The 26,926-nt window shown below is 55.1% G+C and carries 23 protein-coding genes and 1 tRNA gene; 16 read left to right on the forward strand and 8 right to left on the reverse strand.

Annotation, left to right across the window (positions count from 1 at the left end; translation table 11 throughout):
- Positions 1–45: 45 nt before the first annotated feature.
- The 3 genes from ACQE3D_RS09515 to mobA all read right to left on the reverse strand — a co-directional run bounded on the left by ACQE3D_RS09515 (position 46) and on the right by mobA (position 4,535).
- Positions 46–2,400 (reverse strand): AAA family ATPase, encoded by a 2,355-nt coding sequence (locus tag ACQE3D_RS09515; protein WP_313728173.1) that lies wholly within the window; start codon positions 2,398–2,400, stop codon positions 46–48.
- A gap of 188 nt (positions 2,401–2,588) precedes the next feature.
- Positions 2,589–3,872 carry a DUF2130 domain-containing protein gene (locus ACQE3D_RS09520; RefSeq protein WP_313728172.1) on the reverse strand — a complete coding sequence of 428 codons (1,284 nt, stop codon included), beginning with the start codon at positions 3,870–3,872 and terminating at the stop codon, positions 2,589–2,591.
- A 75-nt stretch (positions 3,873–3,947) separates the two neighbouring features.
- Positions 3,948–4,535, reverse strand: coding sequence for a molybdenum cofactor guanylyltransferase MobA (mobA, locus tag ACQE3D_RS09525; protein ID WP_313728171.1), 588 nt, complete (start codon positions 4,533–4,535; stop codon positions 3,948–3,950).
- A gap of 17 nt (positions 4,536–4,552) precedes the next feature.
- Here mobA and ACQE3D_RS09530 point away from each other — a divergent pair, with 17 nt between their 5' ends.
- The 3 genes from ACQE3D_RS09530 to ACQE3D_RS09540 all read left to right on the forward strand — a co-directional run bounded on the left by ACQE3D_RS09530 (position 4,553) and on the right by ACQE3D_RS09540 (position 7,569).
- Positions 4,553–5,011 carry a DUF302 domain-containing protein gene (locus tag ACQE3D_RS09530; protein ID WP_313728170.1) on the forward strand — a complete coding sequence of 153 codons (459 nt, stop codon included), beginning with the start codon at positions 4,553–4,555 and terminating at the stop codon, positions 5,009–5,011.
- Between the two features lie 28 nt (positions 5,012–5,039).
- Complete coding sequence (locus ACQE3D_RS09535) at positions 5,040–5,441, forward strand: hypothetical protein (protein ID WP_064025956.1); 402 nt, start codon at positions 5,040–5,042, stop codon at positions 5,439–5,441.
- Between the two features lie 382 nt (positions 5,442–5,823).
- Positions 5,824–7,569, forward strand: a complete 1,746-nt coding sequence (locus tag ACQE3D_RS09540) for an LTA synthase family protein (RefSeq protein WP_313728168.1) — start codon at positions 5,824–5,826, stop codon at positions 7,567–7,569.
- On the opposite strand, the gene ACQE3D_RS09545 is transcribed toward ACQE3D_RS09540, so the two are convergent.
- Together ACQE3D_RS09545 and ACQE3D_RS09550 are read right to left on the reverse strand one after the other, a co-directional pair.
- On the reverse strand, positions 7,505–8,131 hold the full coding sequence (locus tag ACQE3D_RS09545; RefSeq protein WP_313728167.1) for an alpha-ketoglutarate-dependent dioxygenase AlkB family protein: 627 nt from the start codon (positions 8,129–8,131) through the stop codon (positions 7,505–7,507). The two genes, ACQE3D_RS09540 and ACQE3D_RS09545, sit on opposite strands and share 65 nt — an antisense overlap.
- Positions 8,128–9,786 (reverse strand): putative transporter, encoded by a 1,659-nt coding sequence (locus ACQE3D_RS09550; RefSeq protein ID WP_071159449.1) that lies wholly within the window; start codon positions 9,784–9,786, stop codon positions 8,128–8,130. Before ACQE3D_RS09550 ends, ACQE3D_RS09545 begins: the two co-directional genes overlap by 4 nt.
- Positions 9,787–9,994: 208 nt before the next feature.
- Between ACQE3D_RS09550 and ACQE3D_RS09555 the strand changes: the two genes are divergently transcribed.
- Both ACQE3D_RS09555 and ACQE3D_RS09560 read left to right on the forward strand, forming a co-directional pair.
- A complete protein-coding gene (locus ACQE3D_RS09555; RefSeq protein ID WP_064025431.1) occupies positions 9,995–10,561 on the forward strand; it encodes a c-type cytochrome in 567 nt (188 codons plus the stop codon).
- A 293-nt stretch (positions 10,562–10,854) separates the two neighbouring features.
- Positions 10,855–11,568 (forward strand): EF-hand domain-containing protein, encoded by a 714-nt coding sequence (locus ACQE3D_RS09560; protein ID WP_313728166.1) that lies wholly within the window; start codon positions 10,855–10,857, stop codon positions 11,566–11,568.
- A gap of 135 nt (positions 11,569–11,703) precedes the next feature.
- Here the strand turns inward: ACQE3D_RS09560 and ACQE3D_RS09565 are convergent, their stop codons facing one another.
- Positions 11,704–13,251 carry an ATP-binding protein gene (locus tag ACQE3D_RS09565; protein ID WP_313728164.1) on the reverse strand — a complete coding sequence of 516 codons (1,548 nt, stop codon included), beginning with the start codon at positions 13,249–13,251 and terminating at the stop codon, positions 11,704–11,706.
- Between the two features lie 4 nt (positions 13,252–13,255).
- Complete coding sequence (locus ACQE3D_RS09570) at positions 13,256–13,939, reverse strand: response regulator transcription factor (protein ID WP_071159443.1); 684 nt, start codon at positions 13,937–13,939, stop codon at positions 13,256–13,258.
- Between the two features lie 186 nt (positions 13,940–14,125).
- Here ACQE3D_RS09570 and ACQE3D_RS09575 point away from each other — a divergent pair, with 186 nt between their 5' ends.
- The 4 genes from ACQE3D_RS09575 to greA all read left to right on the forward strand — a co-directional run bounded on the left by ACQE3D_RS09575 (position 14,126) and on the right by greA (position 19,721).
- Entirely contained in the window at positions 14,126–14,629 is a 504-nt protein-coding gene (locus ACQE3D_RS09575) for a Spy/CpxP family protein refolding chaperone (protein WP_313728162.1), read from the forward strand.
- Between the two features lie 221 nt (positions 14,630–14,850).
- A complete protein-coding gene (carA, locus tag ACQE3D_RS09580) occupies positions 14,851–15,984 on the forward strand; it encodes a glutamine-hydrolyzing carbamoyl-phosphate synthase small subunit (RefSeq protein ID WP_071159439.1) in 1,134 nt (377 codons plus the stop codon).
- An 18-nt stretch (positions 15,985–16,002) separates the two neighbouring features.
- Positions 16,003–19,224, forward strand: a complete 3,222-nt coding sequence (gene carB / locus ACQE3D_RS09585; protein WP_064025417.1) for a carbamoyl-phosphate synthase large subunit — start codon at positions 16,003–16,005, stop codon at positions 19,222–19,224.
- Between the two features lie 20 nt (positions 19,225–19,244).
- Positions 19,245–19,721: a transcription elongation factor GreA gene (gene greA, locus ACQE3D_RS09590; RefSeq protein WP_064025414.1), complete on the forward strand. Its 477-nt coding sequence runs from the start codon at positions 19,245–19,247 to the stop codon at positions 19,719–19,721.
- 53 nt (positions 19,722–19,774) lie between these two features.
- On the opposite strand, the gene yhbY is transcribed toward greA, so the two are convergent.
- Entirely contained in the window at positions 19,775–20,041 is a 267-nt protein-coding gene (yhbY, locus tag ACQE3D_RS09595) for a ribosome assembly RNA-binding protein YhbY (protein WP_175463738.1), read from the reverse strand.
- Positions 20,042–20,089: 48 nt separating this feature from the next.
- Here yhbY and rlmE point away from each other — a divergent pair, with 48 nt between their 5' ends.
- From rlmE to ACQE3D_RS09630, 7 genes are all read left to right on the forward strand, one after another.
- On the forward strand, positions 20,090–20,710 hold the full coding sequence (rlmE, locus tag ACQE3D_RS09600) for a 23S rRNA (uridine(2552)-2'-O)-methyltransferase RlmE (RefSeq protein ID WP_064025409.1): 621 nt from the start codon (positions 20,090–20,092) through the stop codon (positions 20,708–20,710).
- Between the two features lie 117 nt (positions 20,711–20,827).
- Positions 20,828–22,744 carry an ATP-dependent zinc metalloprotease FtsH gene (ftsH, locus tag ACQE3D_RS09605; protein ID WP_175463748.1) on the forward strand — a complete coding sequence of 639 codons (1,917 nt, stop codon included), beginning with the start codon at positions 20,828–20,830 and terminating at the stop codon, positions 22,742–22,744.
- Positions 22,745–22,816: 72 nt separating this feature from the next.
- Positions 22,817–24,157 carry a phosphoglucosamine mutase gene (gene glmM, locus ACQE3D_RS09610; RefSeq protein WP_064025407.1) on the forward strand — a complete coding sequence of 447 codons (1,341 nt, stop codon included), beginning with the start codon at positions 22,817–22,819 and terminating at the stop codon, positions 24,155–24,157.
- Between the two features lie 54 nt (positions 24,158–24,211).
- Positions 24,212–24,958 (forward strand): triose-phosphate isomerase, encoded by a 747-nt coding sequence (tpiA, locus tag ACQE3D_RS09615; RefSeq protein ID WP_064025405.1) that lies wholly within the window; start codon positions 24,212–24,214, stop codon positions 24,956–24,958.
- A gap of 21 nt (positions 24,959–24,979) precedes the next feature.
- A complete protein-coding gene (gene secG / locus ACQE3D_RS09620) occupies positions 24,980–25,384 on the forward strand; it encodes a preprotein translocase subunit SecG (RefSeq protein ID WP_071159431.1) in 405 nt (134 codons plus the stop codon).
- Positions 25,385–25,406: 22 nt separating this feature from the next.
- Positions 25,407–25,491, forward strand: a tRNA-Leu gene (locus tag ACQE3D_RS09625).
- 175 nt (positions 25,492–25,666) lie between these two features.
- Positions 25,667–26,920: a tyrosine-type recombinase/integrase gene (locus ACQE3D_RS09630; protein ID WP_313728161.1), complete on the forward strand. Its 1,254-nt coding sequence runs from the start codon at positions 25,667–25,669 to the stop codon at positions 26,918–26,920.
- The last annotated feature ends 6 nt before the right edge of the window (positions 26,921–26,926 follow it).

The following is a 26,926-nucleotide window of genomic DNA, read 5'->3' on the forward strand; positions in this document are numbered from 1 at the left end:
GGTGAGTTGGGTGGAACGGAAGCAGGGGTTTGGGAACTAGCAACACTAGCAAAGTGGTGTTAATCGGTAATAAATAAAGCTCATAAACTGGGTGGCGGTTTGCCTTTGGTCTTCTATGTCGTTACCAGTCCAAATATGGTGTGCAGGATTTAAAGTTTCTCTCCATTGATGTGCTTCAGAAGTTGTAATCTCGGAAATAGCTCCAATCTCCTTCAGTTTGTCTATTCTGTCAGAAAGATTTTGTTCGTTGATACCTAGAAGTTGTTTGGCAAAACGAAGATTAATTTCGATTTCCAGAAAAATTCTTAAGTCTCCAGCGTTATGGGTATTAGTAGTTCCTTGAACAAAATGAAAAATGTTTTGTGCTACCTTTTCATGGTTCGTCTTTATGAAGTTTTCAATTTCTTCAACGTGAATATCTGAAGAATTTACTTTACGTTCAATAGAAAGAAGCTTGACCGGTTTGTTATACCTATAAGTATTTAAAAAGTAGGTGACCCCTTGTTCAAAATGGCTAAGCAATATGATTTGCCTAATATTGTCGGATAGCTTGATAATTTCCTGATACACCATTGATATTCTATGATTGTCAAATGATGTGACTGGATCATCTAAAACCACAATACAATTTCTCTTTTCCTCATCGCTTAGACCGTCCACTCCAGCCCAGAATACCGATAAAGCTAGAGATCTTCTGTCCGACTCACTAAAAACACGCTCTAAGTTTTTCTCGGAAATATCATGTCCATTAAATTTAACTTTTAAATAGTAAATTGGCTTATACCCTTTAGTATCCAAACCTTTTTCAAGCTGAAAATCATGGCTACCGAAAAGATTAAAAAAAGCATTGAGGCGACCAAAAAACTTATCAAGAAATTGACTTTGTTCTGCTTCTAACTCCTCTTCAAGTTTAGGTATTTCTTCTTTTAATCTCTTAATGGTGCTATCAAAATCCTTATAGTTTTCACATTGTTCCGACAACTCAAGGCGTTTGAGCTTTTGTGCTTCTATCTTTCCTTCGCGACCTATCGCGGAAAGCCGATTTGCAATAGTATCATCTAGCACTGATGCCTTAAAGGCGTAAAAAATAGAATTTATCTTTGCAATTACGCCGTTGTATGAATCAATTATTTCTTCGATTTTAGTGTTGACTTGCAATAGAGTATTAAATTGTAAAGTATCAACAGTCCTATGCGGTGAAGCCAGTTTTTTCTTTAATGCAAAATCTAGTTCATTGTTTGAATCAATTATCAGTTGCTCCCACTGAGAAAATAAATTTTCTAGCTGAAAAGTCAAGGAATTTATTTGAGCTTCAAAAACCTTAATTTCTTGATTATCTTCTAATAGTTCAGGATAGCTCATTACTGCCGCTTTATTGCTTTCAATGGCAATTCTCAACGGACTGATTCGGTCTTTGATAAACGTAGCTTGGCTGCTTTCCAATTCTTGTTGTATTTGCTTATCATGTTCGTCGTAAGCGGTATCGAAGCTTTGCCGATAAATCTCCAATAAGGCCAATGCTTCTGAGCTAAGCGTTTGTCCGCAAAATTGGCAGGTTTCTGAATTATTTTGATCTAAACCTTGGCGTATCCAATTTTCGGCATTCTGGTTTCCATTGAAATTGGTCTTAATGTGTTCAATGAGTTTTTGTTGGGCTTCTTGATGGCAAGATTGCAGTGATGATTGTAGGGTATCATTTAGCTTGGTTAATGCTGCGGAAAAGTTGTTATTCCATTCAAGGGTTCCACATTCTTTTCGTTGTTGAATTGCTGCGGCACTTTTTTGTTGCTTACTTAGTTTTCCATACTCATTGCGCAATAAGTCAATTTTTTGATTAAGCTCTTCGCATGATTCTGTTGGTGACAATGCAATGAAATTCGATAAATTATCAACATCTTTAAATGCTGCTTTCTGTAAGTCATTACGTTTTCGTGTCGCATCACCTTTTTGCTTGTTTTTGCTTTCAATTTCCAGTCTTTTGGCGACACCTTGTTCGCCAAGTACGAATAAACTGAAGTTGCCTTTAGTTTCCCTGGAAAACTGTCGTCCTGCAAAAAGGTTGTTGTGATAAAAACCATCGTCGAAAATTTTTATTTTAAATCCAGCAGGTGGAACAGATAGCCAAGTCCCATTTAAATATTTAATTGTTTGCTCGCCTTGTAATTCGTCAACAGAAAATGAAATTTCAGCTTGTTGCGATTGTCCGTCGCCAGGTATGGTTTTTCTTTGTTTGACGGCATCGGTGTTTCCGCTTTCCAAGCTTGATAACAAATCACCCAAGGTTGATTTACCATAAGTGTTTCTACCGAATATCAATGTAATCTTTTCAAATTGGGCATTCCCTGGTTGGCACGACTTAAAGCGACCGATATTTTGAATTTTCTTTATTCTTTTTAACATGGCAATTAATCCTATGTTTCTGAATATTCGCTAATATTCAGAGCTGAGCTAGTTCCCAAGCTCCAGCTTGGGAATGCAACCTCGGAAGCTCTAGCTTCCTATCCACAACTAGACTGGAAACTAGAGCTTCCAAGGCCGGGGTTCCCAAGCTGGAGCTTGGGAACCAGACCGACCGGCTGGTCGATAGCTCAATCCAACTCATCATCCATTCCAAGCGCCCGCATTTCCAAGCCCTCGATCTCCTGCAAAGACTTGCCGGCGATGCCTTGCAAATCGCCGTACATACCCACCGTGGCATTCATCACCCGCTCGATTTGCGCTTCGCGTTTGGCCCATTGTTTGGTGATGGCTTTGCGTTCCTTGTCCAGGTCTTCCTGCATGGTGGAGAAGGCTTCGACGATGGCTTCGACGCGGTGACGGAAGCGCGGGCCGGTCAGGTATTGGTAGACCATCTCGGTTTTGCCGTGTTGGCCTTCGGCGGCGAGGCGGGCCATGCCCACTTCCAGCAGCGTGTGGCGCAGTATCGTGGCGACCGGCAAGGCGGCGCGCGGGGCGGTGACCCAGATACCATCGATGACGTCGAAGCTGTCCACGCCTTTGGGCAGGGCGTGGCTGACCAGCACGGCGATGTCGGCCTTGGCGCTGCGCTGGTCTGCGCGCAGTTTCACCAGCCAGCCGTCGCTCCAGTTTTTGGTGCGTTTGGCTTCCCAGAGAATGCTGCCTGCGGCTTGCCCGGAGCCGCCGACCACGCGTTGCAGCAGGTCGCCGCCGAATTCGCCTTTGGCGACCGGTTCGATGTTGTCGAACGGAAACTTGGCGCGCAACAGGTTTTCCAACTCCAGTTCCTGCACTTCGCCTTGCAGTTGCTGCGAGCCTTGTTCGGCTTTTTGTTTCAATTCCTCGATTTTTTGCTGCATGGAAGCGATGGTCTGGTCTTTTTCCATCACCCGCAGTTTCAGGCCTTCCTCGGCTTCGCGTTTGGCTTGGTTGCGCACTTCGGCCAGATTGGTTTGTACGCGTTTTTCGATGGTCAGTTCCAGCTCGCGCTTGGCGTCGTCCAGTTCCCGTTGTTTTTTGATCAGCTCGGCCTGGGCTTGTTGAGCTTCGGCGAGCTTGGCGTCGCGGACTTTCAATACTTCGTTCAGTTCGGCCAGCTCTCGGCTTTTGTGCTCCAGTTCGGCGGCGGCAGACTGTTTGGCTTTGCGGGTTTCTTCCTCGATGACCCGCTGACGCTCGGCTTGCAATTGTTTGGCGACTTGCTGCGCGACTTGATCGTCCAGGCCGCGCTTGGCTTCTGCCAGTTGTTTTTCCTGGTCTTTAATACCTTGTTCGCGCAGGGCGATGGCTTGGTCTTTTTGCTGTAACTGCTGCTCGAACTGTTTGCGGGTGGCGGCGAGCAGCGGCGCGGCTAGCGATTCGGTCAACGGTACTTGAGTGTTGCAATTGGGGCAGGTGATGGTGGCTTCGGTCATGTGGGTTGGAAAGTCGGCGGATTTGGGAGCGGCATGATACCGGCACGGACCGGTTTCGTCTAACGGGAACACTACTTAGGTGTGTCGGTCCAGCTCGGCCAGGTCCAGTGCGGTATTCACGTTGGCGAAGATGCCGGGCCGATCCGAGAAATCTACTAGGACTGGGTTGTGCTCGGCAAACCACAGTTGCAATTTGCGCTCGCCGCGGTCCAGATAGGCTTGCAGATCGGCGGCAAGGTGGGTGCGTAACGCGGCGACGGTCGGATGCCAGCGATTGCCGTCGTGGGCGGCGGCAATCGCTGGCTCGTCGCTTAACGCGGTTAGCAGTCGCTGTAAATCGGCGGTTTCGATCAACGGCGTATCGCAGGGTAAGATCAGCAGAATCTCGCTATCGCAGGCTCGCATGCCGGCCAGAATACCGGCCAGCGGGCCGTCGAAGTCGGTGTTGGCGTCGGCAATTACCGGATAGCCGAGTTGACGGTAGGCGTCGCGATTGCGGTTGGCGCTGATCCAGGTAGCGCCCACCAAGGGTTGCAACGCGGCCAAACCGTAAGCGGCCAGCGGCAAGCCTCGGAAGGGCAGCAAGCCTTTGTCGCGGCCGTCCATGCGTCTGGCGCGGCCGCCCGCCAGGACCAAGCCGGCGACTGTGTTTTGCCCGTTCATGATGATAAACTTTGCCGATGTTGAAGAGAGCCGTCATTGTCGCAAGCCTGCCGCTGTTTGCAAGCTGCGCGGCGCTGCCGCCGAATACCGAGTTGGTGCCGTATTACCAGGTCGAAACCGTCAAGCCTTACGACGAGGTGCTGGCGGAACTGGAAGTGGCGATCGCCGAGCACAACTTTCGGATCACCGGCCACAGCCGGGTCGGCAAGGTGATTCGCGATCGCGGCGCCCAGGGTTTTCCAGAATACGACACGGTCCAATTTTGCAATCTGACGCTGGCGAAGGTGGTGTTGGAGATTACGCCGCACGCGATCGGCTTCATGCCTTGCAATGTGGTGACCTACCAGTTCGACGGCAAGACCCGAGTCAAAACCCATTTGCTGCCCGAGGACACCGATAATTCGGCCTTGAACGCGTTTGCCAAGGAAATGAATCCGCAATTGCGGCAAATCGTCGATTTCGCCGCCCAACCCTGATTTCAATCAACCCCATCCGAAATACACCATGAAAAAAACCTTGTTTTCGACCATTGCCGCGATCGCGCTTTTGACCGGTTGCGCCGCCCAGCAGGAAAATACCCAAGCCGAAGCCTCGGCCACCGAAGCGGCGCCGGCCAGGATTAACGACTTTCCGACCCGCGACCGGGTGGAGTACGTGTTGGAATGCATGGCCAAGCGCGGCGGTAGCGGCAGTTACATCACCCAATACGCCTGCGGCTGCAAGGTGGATAAGATCGCCGAGAAACTGACTTTTGCCGAATACGAGGCGGCGCGCACCTACACGCAAATGCAGAAAGCTCCCGGCGAATCCGGCGCGGCCTTCCGCGATGCCAAACAGAGTAAGGACTTGCGCGCCAAATTGAAGGAAGCCGACGCCGAGGCCGAAAAAGCCTGCTTCGTGAAATAAGCTGTTGTCGCCAACCGATACGTGGGCGGGCTTGCGTTCAGCGGCGGTTCCGCGTTCCGCTCGGCGGCCAATTGCGTATCGGCCGGTTTGCCGGCGTCTCCGAACTGAATGCCGGAAACCTGGACTATCTGCCTCAATCACCTATTATCCTGGCTTTTGAATACCGTTCGCCCTGGGCCTGTCGAAGCACCCACCAGCCTAGGCTTCGACGAGCTTAGCCCAAACGAAATACCTGTGATCAATAGGGCCGGGTTAATAGTTCCGTCTTGTTCCGATGATGCGGTGCTGGATCGCCGGTCACCGCTGACGGCGCGCTATTGCGGATCGCTTTTCGTCGTGGATGGTGTCGATTTCTCCGTCTCAAACGCCGTTGAAGGCCAAAATGCTTAAATTACTGGGTTGGCTGCTGTTGGCCGCGCCGCTGGCATTGAAAGGGCTGTACGTCGATCGCTTTATTTACGACTACACCGGCACCCGCTGGCTGGGTCTGGGGCAGGTAATCGCCAACGACGCGGTACTGTTTTTCGCGATCTTGTTATTGGGATATGTGTCGCTGTCGCCGCGCTTGCCGCGTCCGGCGGTAGCGCTGTTACGCCTGACGGCCTTGGCGATATGGGCGGTGTATTGGATCGATTACGCGATCATCGTTAATTTCAATACCCATCTAGCGCTCGGCGATGCTATTAAATACACCGATTATTCGCTGAAATACATTCGGCAAATTTACGGGTTGAGCGATGCCGGGCTGGCCTTGCTGGGCGCGGCGCTGGCGATATTGCCGGCTTACTGGGTTCTGGCGCGGTTTCCGGCCGTCGCGACCCGCCGGAAGTGGCCGCTGGCACTGATTTGCAGTCTGCCGCTGGCTACCGCCTTCGCGGAAAACGAGCGCTACGCCCACGCCTGGATTTACAAAAACGTCATCGACTACAACCTGACGATCCTGTCCGAAGCCTCGCCTTACAGTCCGGCTTTCCGTCATGCGCTGCGGTATCGCGAAACCTTGAGTTGTCAAACGGCGGCGCCGGCCGGGCCCAACGTCATTGTCCTGATGGTCGAGTCGCTGTCGGCCTACCAGAGTCGATTCTTTTCCGGTATCGAGGACTGGACGCCGAATTTGGACGCGATTGCCGCCGAACAACGGGCCTACACCCAGTTTTACGCCAACGGCTTTATTACCGAGGACGGCGAAATTGCGTTATTGACCGGGATTTTGCCGCTGTATCCGCCGTCCAGCTACAGCGACGACGGCGGCACGTCATTCCATAGTTTTTACGATTTGCCGGAGGCCTTGCCGCGTGTGTTGAAACCGCTCGGTTACCGTAGCGAGTTCCTGACCACCGCCGATCTGGAGTTCGGCAATACCGGCGATTGGGCGCGGCGCGCCGGTTTCGATGGTGTCGAAGGTCACGATCATCCGGAATACGACCGCTGGGAGCGTTTTCACTTTCAGGCCGCGCCGGACGAAGCCTTGTACCGGCGGCTTATGGATCGCGTCGCGATGCAACGCGGACCGTATTTACTGTTCGCCAAGACCGTCAGCAGTCACCATCCCTACATCAATCCCGAGACCAAGGAAAAATCCGAGTCGGCGGCGATTCGTTATACCGACCAACAATTGGGCCGGTTTTACCGGCAATTGCGGGCCTCGGGATTTTTCGACAACGGGGTGTTGGTCATTGTCGGCGATCATCATTCGATGACGCCGCTGAAAAAAGCCGAGGGCGAGCGCTTCGGGCCGTTCAAGGCCTCGGCCAGAGTGCCGTTGGTACTGGCCGGCCGCGGCATCCCGCCCGGTGTGGAAGCTCGGCCGTTTCAGCAAATCGACGTGTATCACAGCCTGCGAGGCCTGATCGAAGGCCGGCAATGCCACGGCGATTGGATCGGCGATTTGCTGGCCGGCGCACCGCCGCGTTTCATTTTGCATCGGCGCGGCGACAATCGCGATATGGTCAGTTTGTTTAGCGAGGACGCCGATTATCTGATCAAGCTGGACGGCGGTGCGACCCGCTTGGCCGGCAAGGCGCCGGCCGATCCGAATTTGGCGCGCGAGTGGCTGGACAAGGTCAATTCGGCGCGGATTGCCCGAGCGGACTGGGCGGCGCGGCAATCCGCCGAAAGGTCAAATTGATGCGCGCTTGCTTGGCTAGACGGGTTTTCGGCAATTCGTGACGCCAGTGGTGTTGCAGGCTGCCGGCCATGATCAGCAAGTCGCCGTGCGCCAAATCGATGTCCAGGGTTTCGCGGCCGCGCTTGTGCCTAAAACGTAGTAGCCGGCTGTCGCCGAAACTCAGCGAAGCGATCAGCGGATTGCGGCCCAATTCGGGTTCGTCGTCGGCGTGGAGGCCCATCGAGTCGCGGCCGTCGCGGTACAGATTGGCCAACACGCTATTGAAGGGATGGTCGCAAGCCGTCTCCAGCTCGCCGCGCAGGGCTTGCAAGTGGGCGGTCCACGGCAGAGGAGGGTGATCGACGCCGGAATAGCGGTAATGGGCGTCGGCGTCGCCGTACCAGGCCATCAAGCGCGGCACGGTCACCCAGCGGCCGAACAGGTGGATTTGTTCGGATTGCCAGGCCAGTTCGGTTAACAAGCGCGCGAAATGATCGTCGGCCACCGCCGGCGGATAAAAACCGCGTAGCCAATACAGTTCGCCGTCGAACGGCGCCAGATTGTCGGCGATCGCCTGTTTCAATGGACCAGCAGGACCAACATTTGCGCGGCGACGATGCGCAGGATCATGACTAGCGGATACACGCTGGCATAGGCTACCGAGACCGCCGGCGACGGGCTGAAGCTGTTGGCGAAGGCCAGCGCCGGCGGATCGGTCATGCTGCCGGCCAACAAACCGCATAGCGACAGAAAGTTCATCCGATACACCAGCCTCGCGATGCCGGCGACGATTAACAGCGGCAACAAGGTAATCGCCGCCGCGCAGGCCATCCAGTAAACGCCGTCGCCGTGCACCAGCGTGGCGACGAATTGGTCGCCGGAGTTCAGGCCGACGCAGGCCAGGAACAGCACGATGCCGATGTCCTTCAAAATGATGTTCGAGCTTTTCGGCAAGTGCCAGGTGACCGTGCCCCAATTGCCGATGCGGCTCAACACGATGGCGACCAACAGCGGCCCGCCGGCCATGCCGAGTTTGATCGCCGACGGCACGCCGGGCACGTACAACGGAATGCTGCCCAGCAAAATACCCAGAGTCAGGCCGATAAAGATCGGGATGATTTGCGGGTGGTCCAGCGTCTCCAGCGAATTGCCCAAGGCCGCCGCGATGTTCGTCAGCGCCTGTTTACTGCCAACCACGTGCAACTCGTCGCCGTATTGCACCTGCACGTTGCTGGCCGGCGAGAATTCCACGTCTGGGCGATGTACCCTGGAGATCGTCACGCCGTAGAGCAGGCAAAGCTCGCCGATGGTAACGCCGATCGCCGAGCGGTCGGTCACGACCATGCGCTTGCTGTCCAGATGGCTGGGGATTTGCTTTAGGTCGACGTCGGATTCCGGTCCGATTAGCATTTTGAGCTGTTCCAACGGCTCGCGCGGACCGACCAGGCGTAGGATGTCGCCGACCGCCAGTTGGCTTTGGCGCTTGGCCAACTGCACTTGGCCTTCGTGCAGAATCCGGGTGGTCACCACGTTATGCTCGTGAATAAACGGAATCTCTTCCAGCGTCTTGCCGTGCAAATTCAGGTTTTCGACGCGCAAGTCCTTCCAGATCGGTACATCGTTTTTTTGTTGGCTTTCGGCGTATTGTTGGGTTTCGGCGTCGATGTCCACCTGGCAGAGTTTTCGATAGATCAGCATGGTCAGGATGATGCCGATGATGCCGAACGGGTAGGCCACCGCGTAACCCAGACCGGGCATTTTCAAGGTTTCCGGGTTGATGCCCGGCGTGCCGCCGAGCACTTGCTGAGCCGCCGCCAGCGAAGGCGTATTGGTGGTGGCGCCGGAAAACAGGCCGACCGCGACCGGCATCGGAATCTCGCCGAAGTGCGCGATCGCCACCACCAACAGTGCGCCCAAGCCGACGATGGCGGCGGCCAGACCGTTCAGCCGCAAGCCGTAACGCATGAACGAGTTGGCAAAGCCGGGACCGACTTGCAGGCCGATCGCATACACGAACAAAACCAAGCCGAAATCGCGCAAAAAGTGCATCACTTCCGGATTGATCGTTAATCGGTAATGGCCGAATAGTAAGCCGGAGAACAGTACGCCGGCGATGCCGAGCTGAATGCCCGCCAACGACAGCCGGCCGAGTATCAACCCGCTGGCGACGACCAGCGCGATGATCAGCAGCGTATGCGGCACCGAATCTTGTTCGATCAGAGTCAGCAGCCAGTTCATCGGCGCTCTGCTCCAATCTGGATTCGGCCGGTTTGTCGGGCAAATCGATACCTGTTGCCTAAGCGGCGCGGCCGCGCCATGCGGGCGGGTTTGCCTAGCCGGCCGAGGCTGACTATGATGGTCGCGCGCAGGGTAGCGGCAACGTCAAAAACCAATTGGGATACCATCATTTAATTCGCGAGTCCATTATCCAAACCGGGAGAAGTCTATGAAGCGATCTTACAATATCAAAATTCAATGGCTGGCGTTATTCGCCTTGTTCGCGGGGGCCGCGCAGGCCGCCGATGTCGGGGCCGGCAAGGCGAAGTCGGCCGCCTGCCAAGCGTGTCACGGGCCGGTTGGCGTGAGTAGCGGGCCGTTGTGGCCGAGCTTGGCCGGTCTGAATGCCGGTTATATTGAAGGTCAGCTGGTCAAATTTCGCTCCGGCATGCGCGATGACCCGGTCATGCGGCCGATTGCCGAGGAACTTAGCGATGCCGATATGCAAAATTTGGCCGCCTATTTTTCCAGCTTGCAAGGCAAATCGGCCGGCGGCGATCCGGCATTGGCCAAACTTGGCAAGGATAAGGCCGGCATGTGCCTGGGTTGCCACGGCAATAACGCTCAGGGCGTCGGCATGGCGCCGAAACTGGCCGGCCAGCTACCCAAATACTTAGCCAAACAATTGACCGATTTCAAGAAAGGCGCCCGTAAAGCACCGCAAATGAATGCGATGGCTCAGTCGCTTTCAGACGATGACATCAAAGCGCTGGCGGCCTATTTGGCGTCCTTGTAAGCTAGGTCCGCGCGGGGTGGCAAAGACTTGCCGGCCGGCGGCAAACCGACTTGCCACCGGCCGGTTTTTTGTTGCAAATCGGCGAATTCATTCGATTTCGAGGCTTCTTCCTCGACATTTCTTAACCAGCTTTTACTCATCTTTACCAAAACTGTCGTCCAGAACGGCGGATTTAGGCCGATAGTTTGCACTAGCTCTAGTGCGGCGCGGCCAGACAGGCCGATTTCCGCGTTAATCGGCGGCAACCTTGGCAGGTTGCCCGGTCACTACCTAGCAAAGATGAGGATACAGCGATGAGTAGCATCAGCAGCATTAACGGTTCCGGCGCGGGAGCGATGTACGGCGGCACGAAAGCCTTGCAAAAACCCGATACCGCCAAAATGGCCGAGGACTTGTTTTCCAAGCTGGACACCAAGGGCCAGGGCTATATCGAAAAGAGCGATTTACAAGCAGCGTTGAGCAATGTGTCCGGTTCGGATTCGAGCTCGAATAGCAGCGCCGACGACCTGTTTGCTAAGTTGGATGGCGATGGCGACGGCAAGGTAACCCAATCGGAAATGCAGGCAACCCTGGAAAAATTGGCATCGGAGTTAGACGGCCCGTTTCCGAGGATGCGGATGCAAGGGCAGGGCGACATGCCGCCGCCACCGCCGGGCGGCGAGGACGATTCAGGTTTGACCAAGGATCAATTATCCAGTATGTCGGAGAAATTGAGTGCCACCGACAACGAAGGTTCGCAAACGCTAAGCGATATCGCCGCCAACTTTGACGCCGCCGACAGCAACGGCGACGGCAAGGTCAGCGCCAGCGAGGCCAAGGCTTACGAAGACGCCAAAAACACGTCGGGGTCGGATAGCGCTTCGGCCGATTCGGCCACGACAACAGCGTCCGCCGGCACTTCCAGCCTCGACCAACAATTCATGAAACAAATGATGCAACTGATTCATGCCTATGGCGGCGGAGGCGATAGAGACCGCAATGGCGCCGGGATTTCTACGACCGCTTGAGGCATCCTCCCATGCAGGCGGCAAGCGGCTTGGTCGGCACGCGCCGGTCTTTACGCCGTTGCCGCCAATCGCACGGTTGATGGGCACGCAGACTGTTCGGTCGTGCTCCCGACCGAGGCCGGCTTGGCCGGTGGGTCAAGCGTGGGGGCTTGCAGAGGTTGGGCCGCCGAGGGGAAATTCCAGGATGATTTTCAAGCCTCCGCGCGGCCGGTTGACCGCTTTGATGCGGCCGCCGTGGGCCGCCACGGCCCGCAACGCAATCGTCAAACCCAGGCCGGTACTGCCTGCCTTGTTGTGATTACGGCTGCGGAAAAACGGCTGAAATATTGTTTCCAGTTCGGCTTCCGGCACGCCGGGGCCGTCGTCTTCGACCGAGACGGTGGCGAGCTTGCCGTCCGAGTTGGCCGCGACCGTGACCGCGCCGTCGGTACGGCAGTGCTGAACCGCGTTGCGGATGACGTTCTCGAAGGCGCGGTGCAGCAACTCGGCGTCGCCGCGCAACAGGATTTCGCCGCCCGCCCGGTAGACTAGGCGGATGCGGCCGGCCGCTTCCAGTTCGGCGTCGGCGACGATGTCGCCCAGCAATTCGTCGAGGTCGACGGTTTCGGTCGGTTTCGCCGACACGCCGCTTTCCAAGCGCGATAGCATCAATAGCTCGCCGATCAAATCGCTCATGCGCTGCGATTCGCGTTCGATGCGCTCCAATGTGGCCGGCAATTTGGCGGGCATTTGCTGTACCAGACCGATCGCGGCCTGGATGCGGGCCAGCGGCGAGCGTAGCTCATGGGAGACGTCGTGCAACAAGCGCTGTTGAGCGTGGACCAAGTCGCCGATTTGTCCGGCCATGTGATCGAAGTCGCGGCCCAGATCGGATAATTCGTCGTGGCGATGTCCCATGCGATCGGCGATGCGGGTGTCCAGCTTGCCTTGGGCCAGCGCGGCGAACGCCGCGCGCAAGGTGCGGATCGGTTTGGCGAAGTACCAGGCCAACAGGCTGCTGAACAGCAGACCGGCCAGGGTGCCGGCGGCGATAGGCAACACCGGCGGTGGGTGCTCGCGCAACGGCGGTCCGCCGTCGCCGAATTCCGGCGGCGGACCGCCCGGGTGTTGGTGGTCGTCGCGCGGCGGCGGACCGAGTTCGGCGAAGTCCGATTTTGGTCCGAGACCGTCGTGGCGATCGAAGTCGGGAGGACGCGGCGGCGGATCGTCGAAAAAATGCGGTTCGCCGGCGCGTAGCAACGGTTTCAGGACGTCTGTCAGACCGAATTCGCGCGCCGGAATAAACAGCAGATACTGCCGACCATCCCCGGCGGAAATTTCTCGCAACGCGTCGGGATAAGTGCCTTTGTCGTGCAATTCGCGCGCTTGCTTCAAGACCTCCGGTGACAGTTCGCGATTCAACACGTCGCGGCCGTCGTTATCCACCGCGAAAATTGCCGGAAATCGGGTTTGGCTCAAGGCGCCGAGAAACTCGCGTAACGCGTCGGAGCCGCCGTGAGTCAGAATCCGCGCGGCGACTTCGATCAACGCCGCTCGGCGGACGTCGATCGTTTGGTTGCGCGCTTGATTCTCGGCCGCGTGTTGGGCGTTATGGCGCAACCAGACCACGCTACCGACACCGAAGCCGGCGGTCAGCAAGGCCAGCCAGAAGGCGAAAAAAAACTTCCAGAACAAACGGTCCATCGGGTCAGGCTTTAATCATTTGATAGCCCTGGCCGCGCACGGTCTGGATATAGGAGCGGCCGTCCTGTTGAGTGCCGAGTTTCTGGCGAATACTGCTCATGTGTACGTCGATGCTGCGGTCGAAGCGCGCCAGCGGCCGGCCCAGGGCTTTCTCCGACAACTCGTTTTTACTGACGATATGGCCGACGTGGCTGGCCAGGGTTTCCAGCAAATTGAACTCGGTGCTGGTCAGTTCCAAGTCGCGCTCGAACCACAGCGCTTTGCGTTTCTCGCTCCAGATCTTCAGCGGTCCGGCAACGATAGGGCCGGATGAGGTCGCGGTATCGCGCTGAACCCGCCGCAAAATCGCACGTATCCGCGCCACCAATTCGCGGGGCGTACACGGTTTGGGGACGTAGTCGTCGGCACCGGACTCAAGGCCGATGATTCGGTCGACATCGTCGCCCTTGGCGGTAAACATCAGAATCGGCAAACGGCTTTCGGCGCGAATTTTTGCGAGGACTTCGGTGCCTTTGATGTCGGGGAGCATGATGTCCAAGATCGCCAGTTGATACCCGCCGGACAGGGCTTTTGCCAGGCCGGTGGCGCCGTCGTTGGCAATGTCCACGCCAAACCCTTCCTGTTGCAGGTATTCGCCGAACAGCGCGGCCAGTTCGGTGTCGTCGTCGATAATCAGTACAGTGTTCATAACGGGGAATCTCTAAGCTAGACCGGTTCATGATAACGGCCAGCGTCGGCGCGCGCCAGCGTCGGATCGCCGCATTTACCTGAATTTACATCGCTCTAACGCCACTTAACTTAGCGATTGGCATACTGGATTCCGACGCCGCCCGCTAGGCGATGTCGAATTCTTAATCGACTTCGAGGAAACTCTATGAACAAACCATTTTCTATTTTAGTACTGATGTTGGCGCTACCGGTCGCCGCCCAGGCTCAACCGACGTTCGGCGCCGCGCCGCGCGACTGGGCGGTCATGTACGCCAATAACGATGTTGATCCTGAATTGGAGGGGCCCGCGCACGGTGGGCGGCCGCCGCATCATCAGGCTAAACATCCCGGTGGTGAGTTGCCGCCTTATTTGGCCAAGTTGGAGCTGTCCGAGCAGCAGAAAACCGCGATTAAGGCGCTGATCAAGACTACGCTCGGCGAACCCGGCGCCAAGCGCGACGAATTTCGGGACGCGGTGCGCGAACAGCATAAACTGTCGTTTTCCAGCGAATTTTCCGAGGACGCCGCCGCGAAGTTAATCGACAATCAATTGGCCGAACAACGTCGTGCCATGCTGCAAAAAGCCAAATTGGATAACGGTATTTTCAAGCTGTTGACCAGCGAACAACAGCAAGCGATGTTGGCCGACATGGCCAAGCGCGATCATTGAACAGATCTGCTGATCGCTCATAGCCCAACCCTCTGGATTGGCGCTACGGCGATCGAATTCGATTGACCGTCCGCCGCATCGGGATTTTCCTCAATGCACCAAAATAGAAAATTATTAATGACCAAACTGGCATAATTTCGTAAAATTGGCCTGTTTTTATCTCTCTGGAACGGGATGAGTCGCAAGACTTATCCCGTTTTCTACATCTAAGGTGGCCAATCTTGAATAAACCTGCATTACTGGTATTGGAAGACGGGACGGTGTTTCACGGGGCGTCGATCGGCGCCGACGGTTGTTCCGTGGGGGAAGTGGTATTTAACACGGCACTGACCGGTTATCAGGAAATACTCAGCGATCCGTCCTACGCCAAACAGATCGTCACTTTGACCTATCCGCATATCGGTAACGTCGGCACCAACGCCGAAGACGACGAATCGGCCAAGGTCTACGCCAGCGGTCTGGTCGTGCGTGATTTGCCGCAATTGGCCAGCAACTGGCGTATCGAAAAAACCTTGCCGCAATACTTGCGCGAACAAAACGTTGTCGCGATCGCCGACATCGATACCCGGCAATTGACCCGTCTGCTGCGCGATAAAGGCGCACAACGCGGCTGCATTATGGCCGGCGATGCCGTCGATGTCGAGGTTGCCAAGGCCGCCATCGACGGTTTTCCAGGCTTGCAGGGTATGGATCTGGCTAAGGAAGTCACGACCGCGCGAGCCTACGAATGGACCGAGACGGTCTGGAAATTGGGTGAAGGCCACGCGCAAGCGTCGAATTTAACCAAGCACGTGGTGGCTTACGATTTCGGCGTCAAACGCAACATTCTCCGCTTGTTGGCCAGTCGCGGATGCCGGGTCACCGTCGTTCCGGCCCAAACGCCGGCCGAGCAGGTGTTGGCGATGAATCCCGACGGCGTGTTCTTGTCGAACGGCCCTGGCGATCCGGAGCCGTGCGATTACGCAATCGCCGCGATCCGAGCCATCATCGAGAAAAAATTGCCGGTGTTCGGCATCTGCCTGGGACACCAATTGCTGGCTTTGGCCAGCGGCGCTAAAACCGAGAAGATGAAATTTGGTCATCACGGCGCCAACCATCCGGTGCAGGAGTTGGCGAGCGGTCGGGTCATGATCAGCAGTCAAAACCACGGTTTCGCGGTCAGCGCCGACAGCCTGCCGGCTAACTTAAAGCCTACCTATGTGTCGTTGTTCGACGGCAGTTTGCAAGGCATTGCCCGTACCGACGTGCCGGCCTTCAGTTTTCAAGGTCATCCGGAAGCCAGCCCCGGCCCGCACGATGTCGAGTCCTTGTTCGACGTTTTTCTGGAAATGATGAACCAGCCTCGTTCCGCTTAAAGATTTCCCTAGAGTGATATGCCAAAAAGAACCGACATAAAATCGATTTTGTTACTGGGCGCCGGACCGATCGTGATCGGTCAGGCCTGCGAGTTCGACTACTCCGGTACCCAGGCCTGCAAAGCCTTGCGCGAAGAAGGCTACCGAGTGATTCTGGTCAACTCCAATCCGGCGACGATCATGACCGATCCGGACATGGCCGACGCGATTTACATCGAGCCTATCGACTGGCAAACCGTCGAGAAAATCATCGAAAAAGAGCGTCCCGACGCGGTGCTGCCGACGATGGGCGGCCAGACCGCGCTGAATTGCGCGTTGGCCTTGGATAAGCATGGCGTTCTGGCCAAATACGGCGTCGAAATGATCGGCGCCACCAAGGAAGCCATCAACAAGGCCGAGGATCGCGATCTGTTCAACCAGGCGATGCGTAAGATCGGCCTGGAAGTAGCGCGCTCGCAAGTCGCCCATAGCATGGAGGAAGCTTTCGCGGCTCAGGAAAAAGTCGGCTATCCGACCATCATCCGGCCGTCGTTTACGATGGGCGGTAGCGGTGGCGGTATTGCCTACAATCGCGAGGAATTCATTGAGATTTGCGAGCGCGGCTTGTATTTGTCGCCGACCAACGAACTGTTGATCGAAGAATCGGTTTTGGGCTGGAAAGAGTTCGAGATGGAGGTGGTCCGCGATTCCAAGGATAACTGCATCATCATTTGTTCTATCGAGAACTTCGACCCGATGGGCGTGCATACCGGCGATTCGATTACCGTCGCGCCTGCGCAAACCCTGACCGACAAGGAATATCAGATTCTGCGTAACGCTTCGCTGGCGGTATTGCGGGAGATCGGGGTCGATACCGGCGGTTCCAACGTGCAGTTCGCGATCAACCCCGACAATGGTCGTTTGATTGTCATCGAGATGAATCCGCGCGTGTCGCGCTCGTCGGCATTGGCTTCCAAAGCCACCGGCTTTCCGATTGCCAAGGTTGCCGCCAAATTGGCGGTCGGTTTTACGTTGGACGAACTCAAAAACGAGATCACCGGCGGTAAGACGCCGGCGTCGTTCGAGCCGACCATCGACTATGTCGTCACGAAAGTGCCGCGCTTTGCGTTCGAAAAGTTTCCGCAAGCCAACGATCGGTTGACCACTCAGATGAAATCGGTCGGCGAGGTGATGGCGATAGGCCGCACCTTTCAGGAATCGTTGCAAAAAGCCTTGCGCGGCTTGGAAGTCGGAGTTGACGGTCTCGACGAAATTGCCGATCTGGGCGACGCCAACAGCGAAGACATCATCCTGCGGGAATTGCGCTATCCCGGCCCGCAACGCTTATGGTATTTGGCCGACGCTTTTCGGAGCGGTTTGAGCTTCCAAGAAATTCATCAAGCATCGAAAATCGACCCTTGGTTCCTGGCGCAGGTCGAGGATTTGATCAATACCGAAAAAACCCTGGCCACCAAAACCCTGGCGACCTTGGAGCCCGGCGAATTGCTGCGGCTCAAACGCAAGGGGTTTTCCGACAAACGACTGGCGAAGCTGCTGGAAACCAAGGAATCGGAAGTGCGCAACGTGCGTCATAAGAAAGGGGTGCGTCCGGTCTACAAGCGCATCGATTCCTGCGCGGCTGAATTTGCATCGGATACCGCCTATCTGTACTCAACCTACGAACAAGAGTGCGAGGCGAATCCATCCTCTCGGGAAAAAATCGTTATTTTGGGCGGCGGTCCTAACCGGATCGGGCAGGGTATTGAATTCGACTATTGTTGTGTACATGCGGCGCTGGCCCTGCGGGAAGACGGTTACGAAACCATCATGATCAACTGCAATCCGGAGACGGTATCCACCGACTTCGATACGTCGGATCGCTTGTATTTCGAGCCGCTAACGCTGGAGGACGTGCTGGAAATCATCGATCTGGAAAAACCCAAGGGCGTCATCGTCCAATATGGCGGGCAAACCCCGCTGAAACTAGCGCGAGCGTTGGAAGCGGCCGGCGCGCCGATTATCGGTACTTCGCCTGATTCAATTGATTTGGCCGAAGATCGCGAACGCTTCCAAAAGTTGCTGGAACGCTTGAATTTGCTGCAGCCACCGAATGCCACCGCCCGTTCGGTCGAACAGGCCGTCGCGTCGGCGAAGGAAATCGGCTACCCGTTGGTGGTAAGGCCGTCCTACGTATTGGGCGGTCGGGCGATGGAAATCGTGTTCAACGAGGAAGGCCTGCGCCGTTATATGAAGGAAGCGGTTAGCGTTTCCAACGATTCGCCAGTGTTGCTGGATAGATTTTTGGACGATGCCGTGGAAATGGATGTCGACGCGATTTACGACGGCGAAACCGTTCTGATCGGCGGCTTGATGGAGCATATCGAGCAAGCGGGCGTGCATTCCGGCGATTCGGCCTGTTCTTTGCCGCCTTACGATTTGCCGCTGCATATCCAGGATCAGTTGCGGGCGCAGGTTGCGAAAATGGCCGAAGCGTTAGGCGTTCGCGGCTTGATGAATACGCAGTTTGCGATTCAAGGCGAGACCATCTTTGTGCTGGAGGTCAATCCGCGAGCTTCTCGGACCGCGCCGTTCGTGTCCAAGGCGACCGGCTATCCATTGGCGAAAATCGCCGCGCGCTGCATGGCCGGTAAATCCTTGAAAGAGCAAGGCGTTACCGAAGAGCGTATTCCCGAATATTTCTCGGTCAAGGAAGCGGTGTTTCCCTTCATTAAATTCCCCGGCGTAGACCCGTTGTTGGGGCCGGAGATGAAGTCTACCGGCGAGGTAATGGGCGTCGGCAAGACCTTTGGAGAAGCCTTCGCCAAGTCGCAAAGGGCATCAGGCGTGGATTTGAGCCATAGTGGTAAGGTGCTGATCAGTATCCGCGACGCCGACAAGGCAAAATTGCCGGAACTGGCGCGCATGTTGATCGCCAAGAACTACGAGATCGTCGCTACGCGCGGTACCGCGCGGGTTCTGAGGGAAGCGGGCATCGCCTGCCAGGAAGTGTTCAAGGTGAACGAAGGCCGGCCGCATACCGTGGATATGATTAAAAACGGAGAAATCCAATTAGTCGTCAATACCACCGAAGGGGTCAAGGCGGTGGCGGATTCGTTCACGATGCGCCGTGAGGCCTTGCAGCGCAGGGTCACCTATTACACGACGATGGCCGGCGCCCGCGCCGCGTGCTACGCCTTGGGCGAACTCGAAGCCGGCGATGTCAATTGCCTGCGGGATTTACATCAAACCTTTAACGGATGAATTGAAGAGGGGAAGAGGAAATGCAGAAATTTCCGTTGACCGTGGTCGGCGCCAATAAATTGCGCGCCGAACTGGAAGAGTTGAAAACCGTGGTTCGACCGCGCATTATTCAGGCGATCGCCGAAGCGCGCGAGCACGGCGATTTGAAGGAGAACGCGGAATATCATGCCGCGCGCGAACAGCAAAGTTTTGCCGAAGGCCGAATTGCCGAGATCGAAGGCAAGTTGTCGAATGCCAATATTATCGATGTGACCAAAACCGATGCCAACGGAAAGGTGGTGTTCGGCGCTACCGTCGAAATCGAGGATACCGGTTCCGGTAAGGTGGTTGTCTATCAAATCGTCGGCGAGGACGAAGCCAATATTAAGGAAGGGCGAATTTCGGTCGGTTCGCCGATAGCCAGGGCTTTGATCGGCAAGGAAGTCGAGGATGTAGTAGTCGTCAAGGCGCCGGGCGGCGATATCGAGTACGAAATTATTTCAGTAAAATATATTTAGCCGGAGTTCGCCGTTGAGAGGGGGCTGACTTTCTCAACGGCTGCTAGGTGGTGTTACTTCTTAGGGTTGGGCCTGAACAACACCGCGATTTGGCCTATCGATTGCACCAGTTCGGCACCGGTTTCCCCACAGATTTGTTCGCTGATCGCGGCGCGATCGTCTCTTTCGGCGCGGATTTTGACTTTAATCAGTTCGTGGGCGAGTAGCGCTTGATCGACTTCTTTCACTACGGCGGGCGTCAAGCCGGCTTGTCCGACCATCACTACCGGGTTGAGGGCGTGCGCCTGGGCTTTCAGTTGTTTTTTTTGGATCGGATTCACTCTGTTTCCTTCTGTGGTATTTCCGCAAATTTTACATGAATCGGGCATATGGCACGCAGCAAAAGTAGTCATCAATGGATGCAGGAACATTTTCAAGACGAGTATGTCAAGAAGGCCCAAGCGTTGGGATATCGTTCCCGTGCCGTTTTTAAGCTGATTGAAATTCAAGAAAAGGACAAGATTTTACGGCCGGGAATGAATGTCGTCGATTTGGGCGCCGCTCCCGGCGGTTGGTCGGAGTACGCTCGCAAGATGCTGGCGAAAAGCGACAAGGTGGTCGCGCTGGATTTACTCGCTATCGAGCCGATTGCCGGCGTTGACTTTATCGAAGGCGATTTTCGCGAGGACGAGGTGTTGCAACAACTTTATCAAGTGCTGGATGGTCGACCGGTACACTTGTTATTGTCGGATATGGCCCCCAATATGAGTGGTAGCCGGGAAACCGATCAACCGCGGGCCATCTACTTAGGCGAGCTGGCATTGGATGCCGCCGAGCAGTTTCTAATCCAAGGGGGGACCTTTTTAATAAAAATGTTTCAAGGCGCTGGTTTCGACGAGTACTATAATCAGGTGCGGCTACGCTTCAACAGCGTGGCAATCCGTAAGCCAAAAGCGTCGCGACCCAGGAGTAACGAGGTCTATATCCTGGCGAAAGGATTTAAAAAATAAGGAAAGTCCCCGCTGATCGAGCTATGATGGGCGGCGAGCTACGAGTATACCTGATACAATTACTCGGTTTATAAACGTTTGGAGCCATTCCTGGCCGGAGCGCGTACTTTGAGCGATATGATTAAAAATTTGGTTTTGTGGGTGGTTATCGCCGTTGTATTGATGGCCGTATTCAACAATTTCGGCGCGCGCTCGGCGCGTAGCGATTCGAACTTGTCGTATTCGCAGCTGATTGATGCGGTAAAAGCCGGACAAGTCCAGCAAGTAGTGATAGCCGACAACACGGTTAAGGGACGGATGCAGACCGGCGATAAGTTCAAGACTTATATGCCCAACGATCCGCATTTGATCGATGATCTGTTGGGCAACGGCGTCGAAATCAATGTGCAGCCCCCCGAAGAACCTTCGATGCTAATGCAGGTGTTCGTGTCTTTTGGACCCATCCTGCTGTTGATTGCGGTTTGGGTGTTCTTCATGCGTCAAATGCAAGGCGGCGGAGTCGGTGGCCGCGGCGGTGCGATGGGCTTTGGTAAGAGCAAGGCCCGCATGCTGGATCAAGACCAGAACAAGGTGACCTTCGCCGACGTTGCCGGGTGCGACGAGGCCAAGGAAGAAGTTCAGGAAATGGTCGACTTCTTGAAAGATCCCGCCAAATATCAACGTCTCGGCGGTAAAGTACCGCGCGGCGCATTGATGGTCGGACCTCCGGGTACCGGTAAGACCTTGCTGGCTCGTGCGATTGCCGGCGAAGCCAAAGTGCCGTTCTTCACGATTTCCGGTTCGGATTTCGTTGAGATGTTTGTCGGTGTCGGTGCTTCTCGGGTCAGGGATATGTTCGATCAAGCCAAGAAACATGCGCCTTGCATCATTTTCATAGACGAAATCGATGCGGTTGGCCGTTCCCGCGGTGCCGGTTTGGGTGGCGGTAACGACGAGCGCGAACAAACCTTAAACCAGTTGCTGGTCGAAATGGACGGTTTCGAGGGGCACGAGGGTATTATTGTCATCGCGGCCACCAACCGTGCCGACGTCCTCGATAAAGCATTGTTGCGTCCCGGTCGTTTCGACCGTCAAGTGGTCGTGGGTTTGCCAGATGTTAAGGGTCGCGAACAGATTCTGAACGTGCATTTGAAGAAAGTGCCGGCCGCCGAAGATGTCAAGATCAAATACATCGCGCAAGGCACGCCAGGGTTTTCCGGGGCTGATTTGGCTAACTTGGTCAACGAAGCGGCTTTGTTCGCGGCGCGTTTGAACAAGCGTCTGGTCAGCATGATGGACTTGGAAAAAGCCAAGGACAAATTGATCATGGGCGCCGAGCGGCGCTCGATGGTAATGGACGAGAAAGAAAAGAAAATGACTGCCTACCACGAAGCCGGTCATGCGATTGTCGGCCGCTTGGTTCCGGAGCACGACCCGGTGTACAAAGTCAGTATCATGCCGCGCGGACGCGCATTGGGCGTGACGATGTTCTTGCCGGAGCGCGACCAATACAGTGCCAGCAAATGCAAGTTGGACAGCATGATCTCCAGTTTATATGGCGGTCGGATTGCCGAAGAGTTGATTTTTGGCTGGGAACAGGTGTCGACCGGTGCGTCCAACGACATCGAGAGAGCGACCGAGTTGGCCCGCAATATGGTCACCAAATGGGGCTTGTCTCAGCGCTTGGGGCCGTTAGCATACAGTGAGGAAGAAGGCGAGATTTTTCTGGGTCGTTCGGTGACTCAACATAAGTCCGTCGCGGAAGAAACCTCCCATACGATAGATGAGGAAATTCGCTCCATCATCGACCGCAATTACGAGCGTGCAGAGAAGATCTTGAAGGACAATATGGATATCCTGCACGCGATGGCCGACGCGTTGATGAAATACGAAACGATCGACAAATATCAAATCGACGACTTGATGGAAAGACGGCCGGTACGGGAGCCAAAGGGTTGGGATGATACTCCGTCCTCCAACACCGACGCGCAAACCGGTCCTTGGGATCAAAAAACACCCGATTCTTCGATCGGCGGCGCCGCGGAACAAGGCTAAGTAATTTTCGGCAAAACCAAGAGAGGCTTCGGCCTCTCTTTTTTTTGGTCATATCAAGGTAGAACTAGCACTATGGCAAAAAAATATTTCGGAACCGATGGCATCAGGGGCAAGGTGGGCGAGCCGCCGATTACCGCGGATTTTTTACTCAAGTTAGGTTGGGCCGCCGGTAAGGTGTTTGCCAAGGAGAGCAACGGATTCGTATTGGTAGGTAAAGATACCCGGATCTCGGGTTATATGTTCGAATCGGCGCTGGAAGCTGGTTTGTCCGCGGCGGGCGTCGATACTCGCTTATTAGGACCCATGCCTACGCCGGGAATCGCTTACCTGACTCGAACCTTTCGTGCCAGCGCCGGCATCGTTATTAGCGCCTCGCACAATCCTTACTACGATAATGGCATTAAGTTCTTCTCGGTTGACGGTACCAAGTTGCCGGACGATGTAGAACAGCAGATTGAGCAATATCTCGACATGCCGATGACAACCGTGGAGTCGTCTAGATTAGGTAAGGCCAAGCGGGTTAACGATGCGGCCGGTCGGTACATCGAATTTTGCAAGGCCTCGGTGCCGGCGCATTTGGACTTCAAGGGCATTCGTATCGTGATCGACTGCGCGAATGGCGCCACCTATCACATCGCGCCGCATGTTTTCAGCGAGTTGGGCGCGGAAGTCGTAACGATCGCCGCCGAGCCGGACGGCTTGAACATCAACGACGAATGCGGCGCCACCAAGCCGGAACTGTTGGCAGCCAAAGTCATGGAGTTTCGCGCCGATGTCGGAATTGCCTTGGACGGCGACGGCGATCGCATCATCATGGTCGACCACAAGGGCGAAATCGTCGATGGCGACGAATTAATTTATATCATCGCCCGTTCCCGTCAGGCTGAAGGTAAATTGGTCGGTCCCGTGGTGGGTACCCTGATGTCCAATCTTGGCATGGAGCACGCGCTAAAATCCGTGGGCGTGCCGCTGCTCCGCGCCAAAGTCGGCGACCGCTACGTGATGGAAATGCTGACCGAAAATAAGGGTATGCTGGGGGGAGAAGGTTCCGGCCACATCATTTGTCTGGATAAGACCACGACCGGCGACGGTATCGTCTCGGCGTTGCAAGTACTGGCGGAAATGCAGAAGTCGGGCCAGAACTTGCATGAACTCAAATCCGGCATGAAAAAGTACCCGCAGGTTTTGATTAACGTCAAAACCGATAAAAAAGTCAAAATCGATGAAATTGCCAGCCTGAAACAGGCCGTCGAAAACGTGGAAAAGAAGCTCGGGGAAAAAGGCCGGGTATTGCTGCGATCTTCGGGAACGGAGCCGCTAATTCGCGTGATGGTCGAAGGCGTGGACGAAGACGACGTCAATAAATATGCCAATCAATTGGCGAGCGACGTCAAGAAAGCCATCCCGGCTTGAACAAAAACACGTTAGCCGATATGATATGCGGTCTTATTTAGCTCGGAGGAAGTAATGCGTCGGTCTTTGATTATGGGAAATTGGAAAATGAACGGCACTAGGGAAGACGGCCAAAAACTCGCGAAAGCCTTGGCCGACGGCTTGGGCGATGTCGCGCAGGAAATCGCGGTCTGCGTCCCGTTCGTTTACTTATCCGATATCCGCGCAACTTTGGCAGGTTCACCCATCGCTCTGGGTGCCCAAAACGTTGCCGACCAAGCCTCCGGCGCCTACACCGGCGAAGTATCGGCGGCGATGCTGGCCGAATGCGGCGTTAAGTACGCGCTGGTCGGCCACTCCGAACGGCGTAGTTATTACGGCGACAGCAACGAGTCGGTTGCCAAGCGTTTTTGTCAGGCGCTGAGCCAAAACGTTCTACCGGTACTCTGCGTTGGCGAAACGCTGGAAGAGCGCGAGCAAGACAGAACCTTCCAAGTCGTCGACGAGCAGCTTGATGCCGTCATCGCCGCCGCCGGCATCGAAGCATTCGAGCGAGCCGTTATCGCTTATGAGCCGGTTTGGGCCATCGGTACCGGTAAAGTCGCCAGCGACGAGCAAGCCCAGGAAGTTCACCAATATATTCGGAAACGGATTGCCGATAGAAGCCCGGCCATTGCCGAGAAAGTGCAAATTCTGTACGGCGGCAGTGTTAAGCCGGACAACGCGAAAGGCTTATTTGCAATGCCCGACATCGACGGCGGTTTGGTGGGCGGCGCATCGCTGGATGCCAAAGGCTTCCTGCAAATCTGCCATTCGGTCTAGTCCAACCCTTTAAAGGTTTTTATGTTGTACCAAATTATAATAATTATTCATATATTTCTGGGAATAGGCATCGTCGGTTTGGTGCTGATGCAGCACGGTAAAGGTGCCGATGCCGGTGCCGCCTTCGGTAGCGGTGCATCGGGCTCTGTCTTCGGTGCTCAAGGCTCCGCATCGTTTTTATCCAGGACCACCGCGATATTCGCGACCTTGTTTTTCATTACCAGTTTGGGTTTGGCCGCGTTAAGCGGTTATCAAGGCAAAAAAACCGACGTGATGGACGTAGCGCCTGTCGCAGCGCCGGTTAAATCGGACGTGCCTCTGTCGCAAGTCGCCCCTGGCTCCGATAGCGCTCCTGTCGTCGATGGCAAATTGCCGGAAGCGCCGGCAATCAAAGAGGTTGAGAAGCCGGCCGGAGCCGCTCAATAAAAGGCTTGGCACTTAAAGTTATGCCGACGTGGTGAAATTGGTAGACACGCCATCTTGAGGGGGTGGTGACGCAAGTCGTGCCGGTTCAAGTCCGGCCGTCGGTACCATTTGAGAATGCACGGAAGTGCAAAGAAGTACAAAAACCCGCGAATCTTCTGGGTTCGCGGGTTTTTTATTGTGCAAAGAAGTGCAAAGAAATGCAGGGACATGCGCTTAAAAGTGTGTCCTTCATTGTGTCCTTTCATATAATGCCGTTCAGAAGGACACACTCGAGGACACAATATGGCCTTAAACCTCAATAAAGATACGGTCTACAGAACGGCCAAGCCGAAAGATAAGGAGTACTTCATCAACGATGGCGGTGGCCTCAATCTCGTGGTTGGAAAAAACGGTACAAAGATATGGAAGTTCATTTTCACCTTCGACGGAAAACGGAAAAAACTGTCGTTTGGTGTTTATCCGGACACGACCCTAGAGGCAGCCAGGCGTAAAGCGGAAGATGCCAGACAAAGCATTGCCAACAGGGTCGATCCCAGCGAAGCCAGGAAGGAAATACAAGCGGCAAGGCGGGCCACAAAACTTAACGACGAACGGATTAGCGCCGGCCTTCCGATAATTGATAGCTTCGCCGATATTACCCGGCAATGGCTTCTGTCTACCGCCCATTTGACCAGCGAGACCACGCACACAAAAAAAACCAGTCGAATCGAACGCTTGGCGTTTCCAATCTTGGGCGACATTCCGCTAAAGGAAGTCAAATCCGGCGATATTCTGGCGGTTTTAAAGCCGCTAATAGACAAACACCAACTTGAAACAGCCCACCGGTTAAACGCGGAAATTGGCTCGATATTCGCTTATGGAATCGTTCACGGATTTACCGACTACGACCCATCGCAACCGGTTGCCAAGCAGATACCGGCGCAAAAAGTTAAGCATCGAGCGGCGATAATAGAGCCAAAGTCGGTGGGGCAATTGCTTAGAGACATTTATAACTACCAAGGTACATTCGTTGTGCAGTCGGCCTTCAGATTGTCGCCGTTGCTGTTCCAGCGCCCAGGGGAAATCAGGCAAATGCTTTGGGACGACGTAGACCTCGAATCACGCGAATGGCGCCCGTACATCTCCAAAACCGACTTTGACCATATCGTGCCGCTATCCAGGCAGGCCATTAATCTCTTGGAAGGAATCAGACCCTTAACGGGAAGCGGAAAATACGTGTTTCCGTCTAGTCGCGGCGACGGCCGGCCAATGTCAGATAACACTATTCGAACCGCGCTCAAGTCGCTCGGCTACGATTCAGAGGTGATGACCGCTCACGGATTCAGAACTACTGCGTCGACATTGCTGAACGAGCAAGGCTGGAGTCCGGATGCGATCGAGCGACAGTTGGCACACTCACCGCGCGACCAAGTCCGCGCCGCCTACAACCGAGCGCAATATCTGGACGAACGTCGACGGATGATGCAGGCCTGGGCCGATTACCTGGACGCTCTCAAAAACGGCGCGCAAGTGATTCAGTTCCCGCGCCAGGCTTAAAGCCAG

The organism is Methylomonas sp. MS20 (genome assembly GCF_050275925.1).
GTDB classification, from domain to species: Bacteria; Pseudomonadota; Gammaproteobacteria; order Methylococcales; family Methylomonadaceae; genus Methylomonas; species Methylomonas koyamae_A.

What these genes read in the sequence shown, in the direction of transcription:
- ACQE3D_RS09515 (WP_313728173.1), bottom strand. Translation starts at nt 2,400, where the DNA reads ATGTTAAAAAGAATAAAGAAAATTCAAAATATCGGTCGCTTTAAGTCG.
- ACQE3D_RS09520 (WP_313728172.1), bottom strand. Translation starts at nt 3,872, where the DNA reads ATGACCGAAGCCACCATCACCTGCCCCAATTGCAACACTCAAGTACCG.
- mobA (WP_313728171.1), bottom strand. Translation starts at nt 4,535, where the DNA reads ATGAACGGGCAAAACACAGTCGCCGGCTTGGTCCTGGCGGGCGGCCGC.
- ACQE3D_RS09530 (WP_313728170.1), top strand. Translation starts at nt 4,553, where the DNA reads ATGTTGAAGAGAGCCGTCATTGTCGCAAGCCTGCCGCTGTTTGCAAGC.
- ACQE3D_RS09535 (WP_064025956.1), top strand. Translation starts at nt 5,040, where the DNA reads ATGAAAAAAACCTTGTTTTCGACCATTGCCGCGATCGCGCTTTTGACC.
- ACQE3D_RS09540 (WP_313728168.1), top strand. Translation starts at nt 5,824, where the DNA reads ATGCTTAAATTACTGGGTTGGCTGCTGTTGGCCGCGCCGCTGGCATTG.
- ACQE3D_RS09550 (WP_071159449.1), bottom strand. Translation starts at nt 9,786, where the DNA reads ATGAACTGGCTGCTGACTCTGATCGAACAAGATTCGGTGCCGCATACG.
- ACQE3D_RS09555 (WP_064025431.1), top strand. Translation starts at nt 9,995, where the DNA reads ATGAAGCGATCTTACAATATCAAAATTCAATGGCTGGCGTTATTCGCC.
- ACQE3D_RS09560 (WP_313728166.1), top strand. Translation starts at nt 10,855, where the DNA reads ATGAGTAGCATCAGCAGCATTAACGGTTCCGGCGCGGGAGCGATGTAC.
- ACQE3D_RS09565 (WP_313728164.1), bottom strand. Translation starts at nt 13,251, where the DNA reads ATGGACCGTTTGTTCTGGAAGTTTTTTTTCGCCTTCTGGCTGGCCTTG.
- ACQE3D_RS09570 (WP_071159443.1), bottom strand. Translation starts at nt 13,939, where the DNA reads ATGAACACTGTACTGATTATCGACGACGACACCGAACTGGCCGCGCTG.
- ACQE3D_RS09575 (WP_313728162.1), top strand. Translation starts at nt 14,126, where the DNA reads ATGAACAAACCATTTTCTATTTTAGTACTGATGTTGGCGCTACCGGTC.
- carB (WP_064025417.1), top strand. Translation starts at nt 16,003, where the DNA reads ATGCCAAAAAGAACCGACATAAAATCGATTTTGTTACTGGGCGCCGGA.
- greA (WP_064025414.1), top strand. Translation starts at nt 19,245, where the DNA reads ATGCAGAAATTTCCGTTGACCGTGGTCGGCGCCAATAAATTGCGCGCC.
- rlmE (WP_064025409.1), top strand. Translation starts at nt 20,090, where the DNA reads ATGGCACGCAGCAAAAGTAGTCATCAATGGATGCAGGAACATTTTCAA.
- ftsH (WP_175463748.1), top strand. Translation starts at nt 20,828, where the DNA reads ATGATTAAAAATTTGGTTTTGTGGGTGGTTATCGCCGTTGTATTGATG.
- glmM (WP_064025407.1), top strand. Translation starts at nt 22,817, where the DNA reads ATGGCAAAAAAATATTTCGGAACCGATGGCATCAGGGGCAAGGTGGGC.
- tpiA (WP_064025405.1), top strand. Translation starts at nt 24,212, where the DNA reads ATGCGTCGGTCTTTGATTATGGGAAATTGGAAAATGAACGGCACTAGG.
- secG (WP_071159431.1), top strand. Translation starts at nt 24,980, where the DNA reads ATGTTGTACCAAATTATAATAATTATTCATATATTTCTGGGAATAGGC.
- ACQE3D_RS09630 (WP_313728161.1), top strand. Translation starts at nt 25,667, where the DNA reads ATGGCCTTAAACCTCAATAAAGATACGGTCTACAGAACGGCCAAGCCG.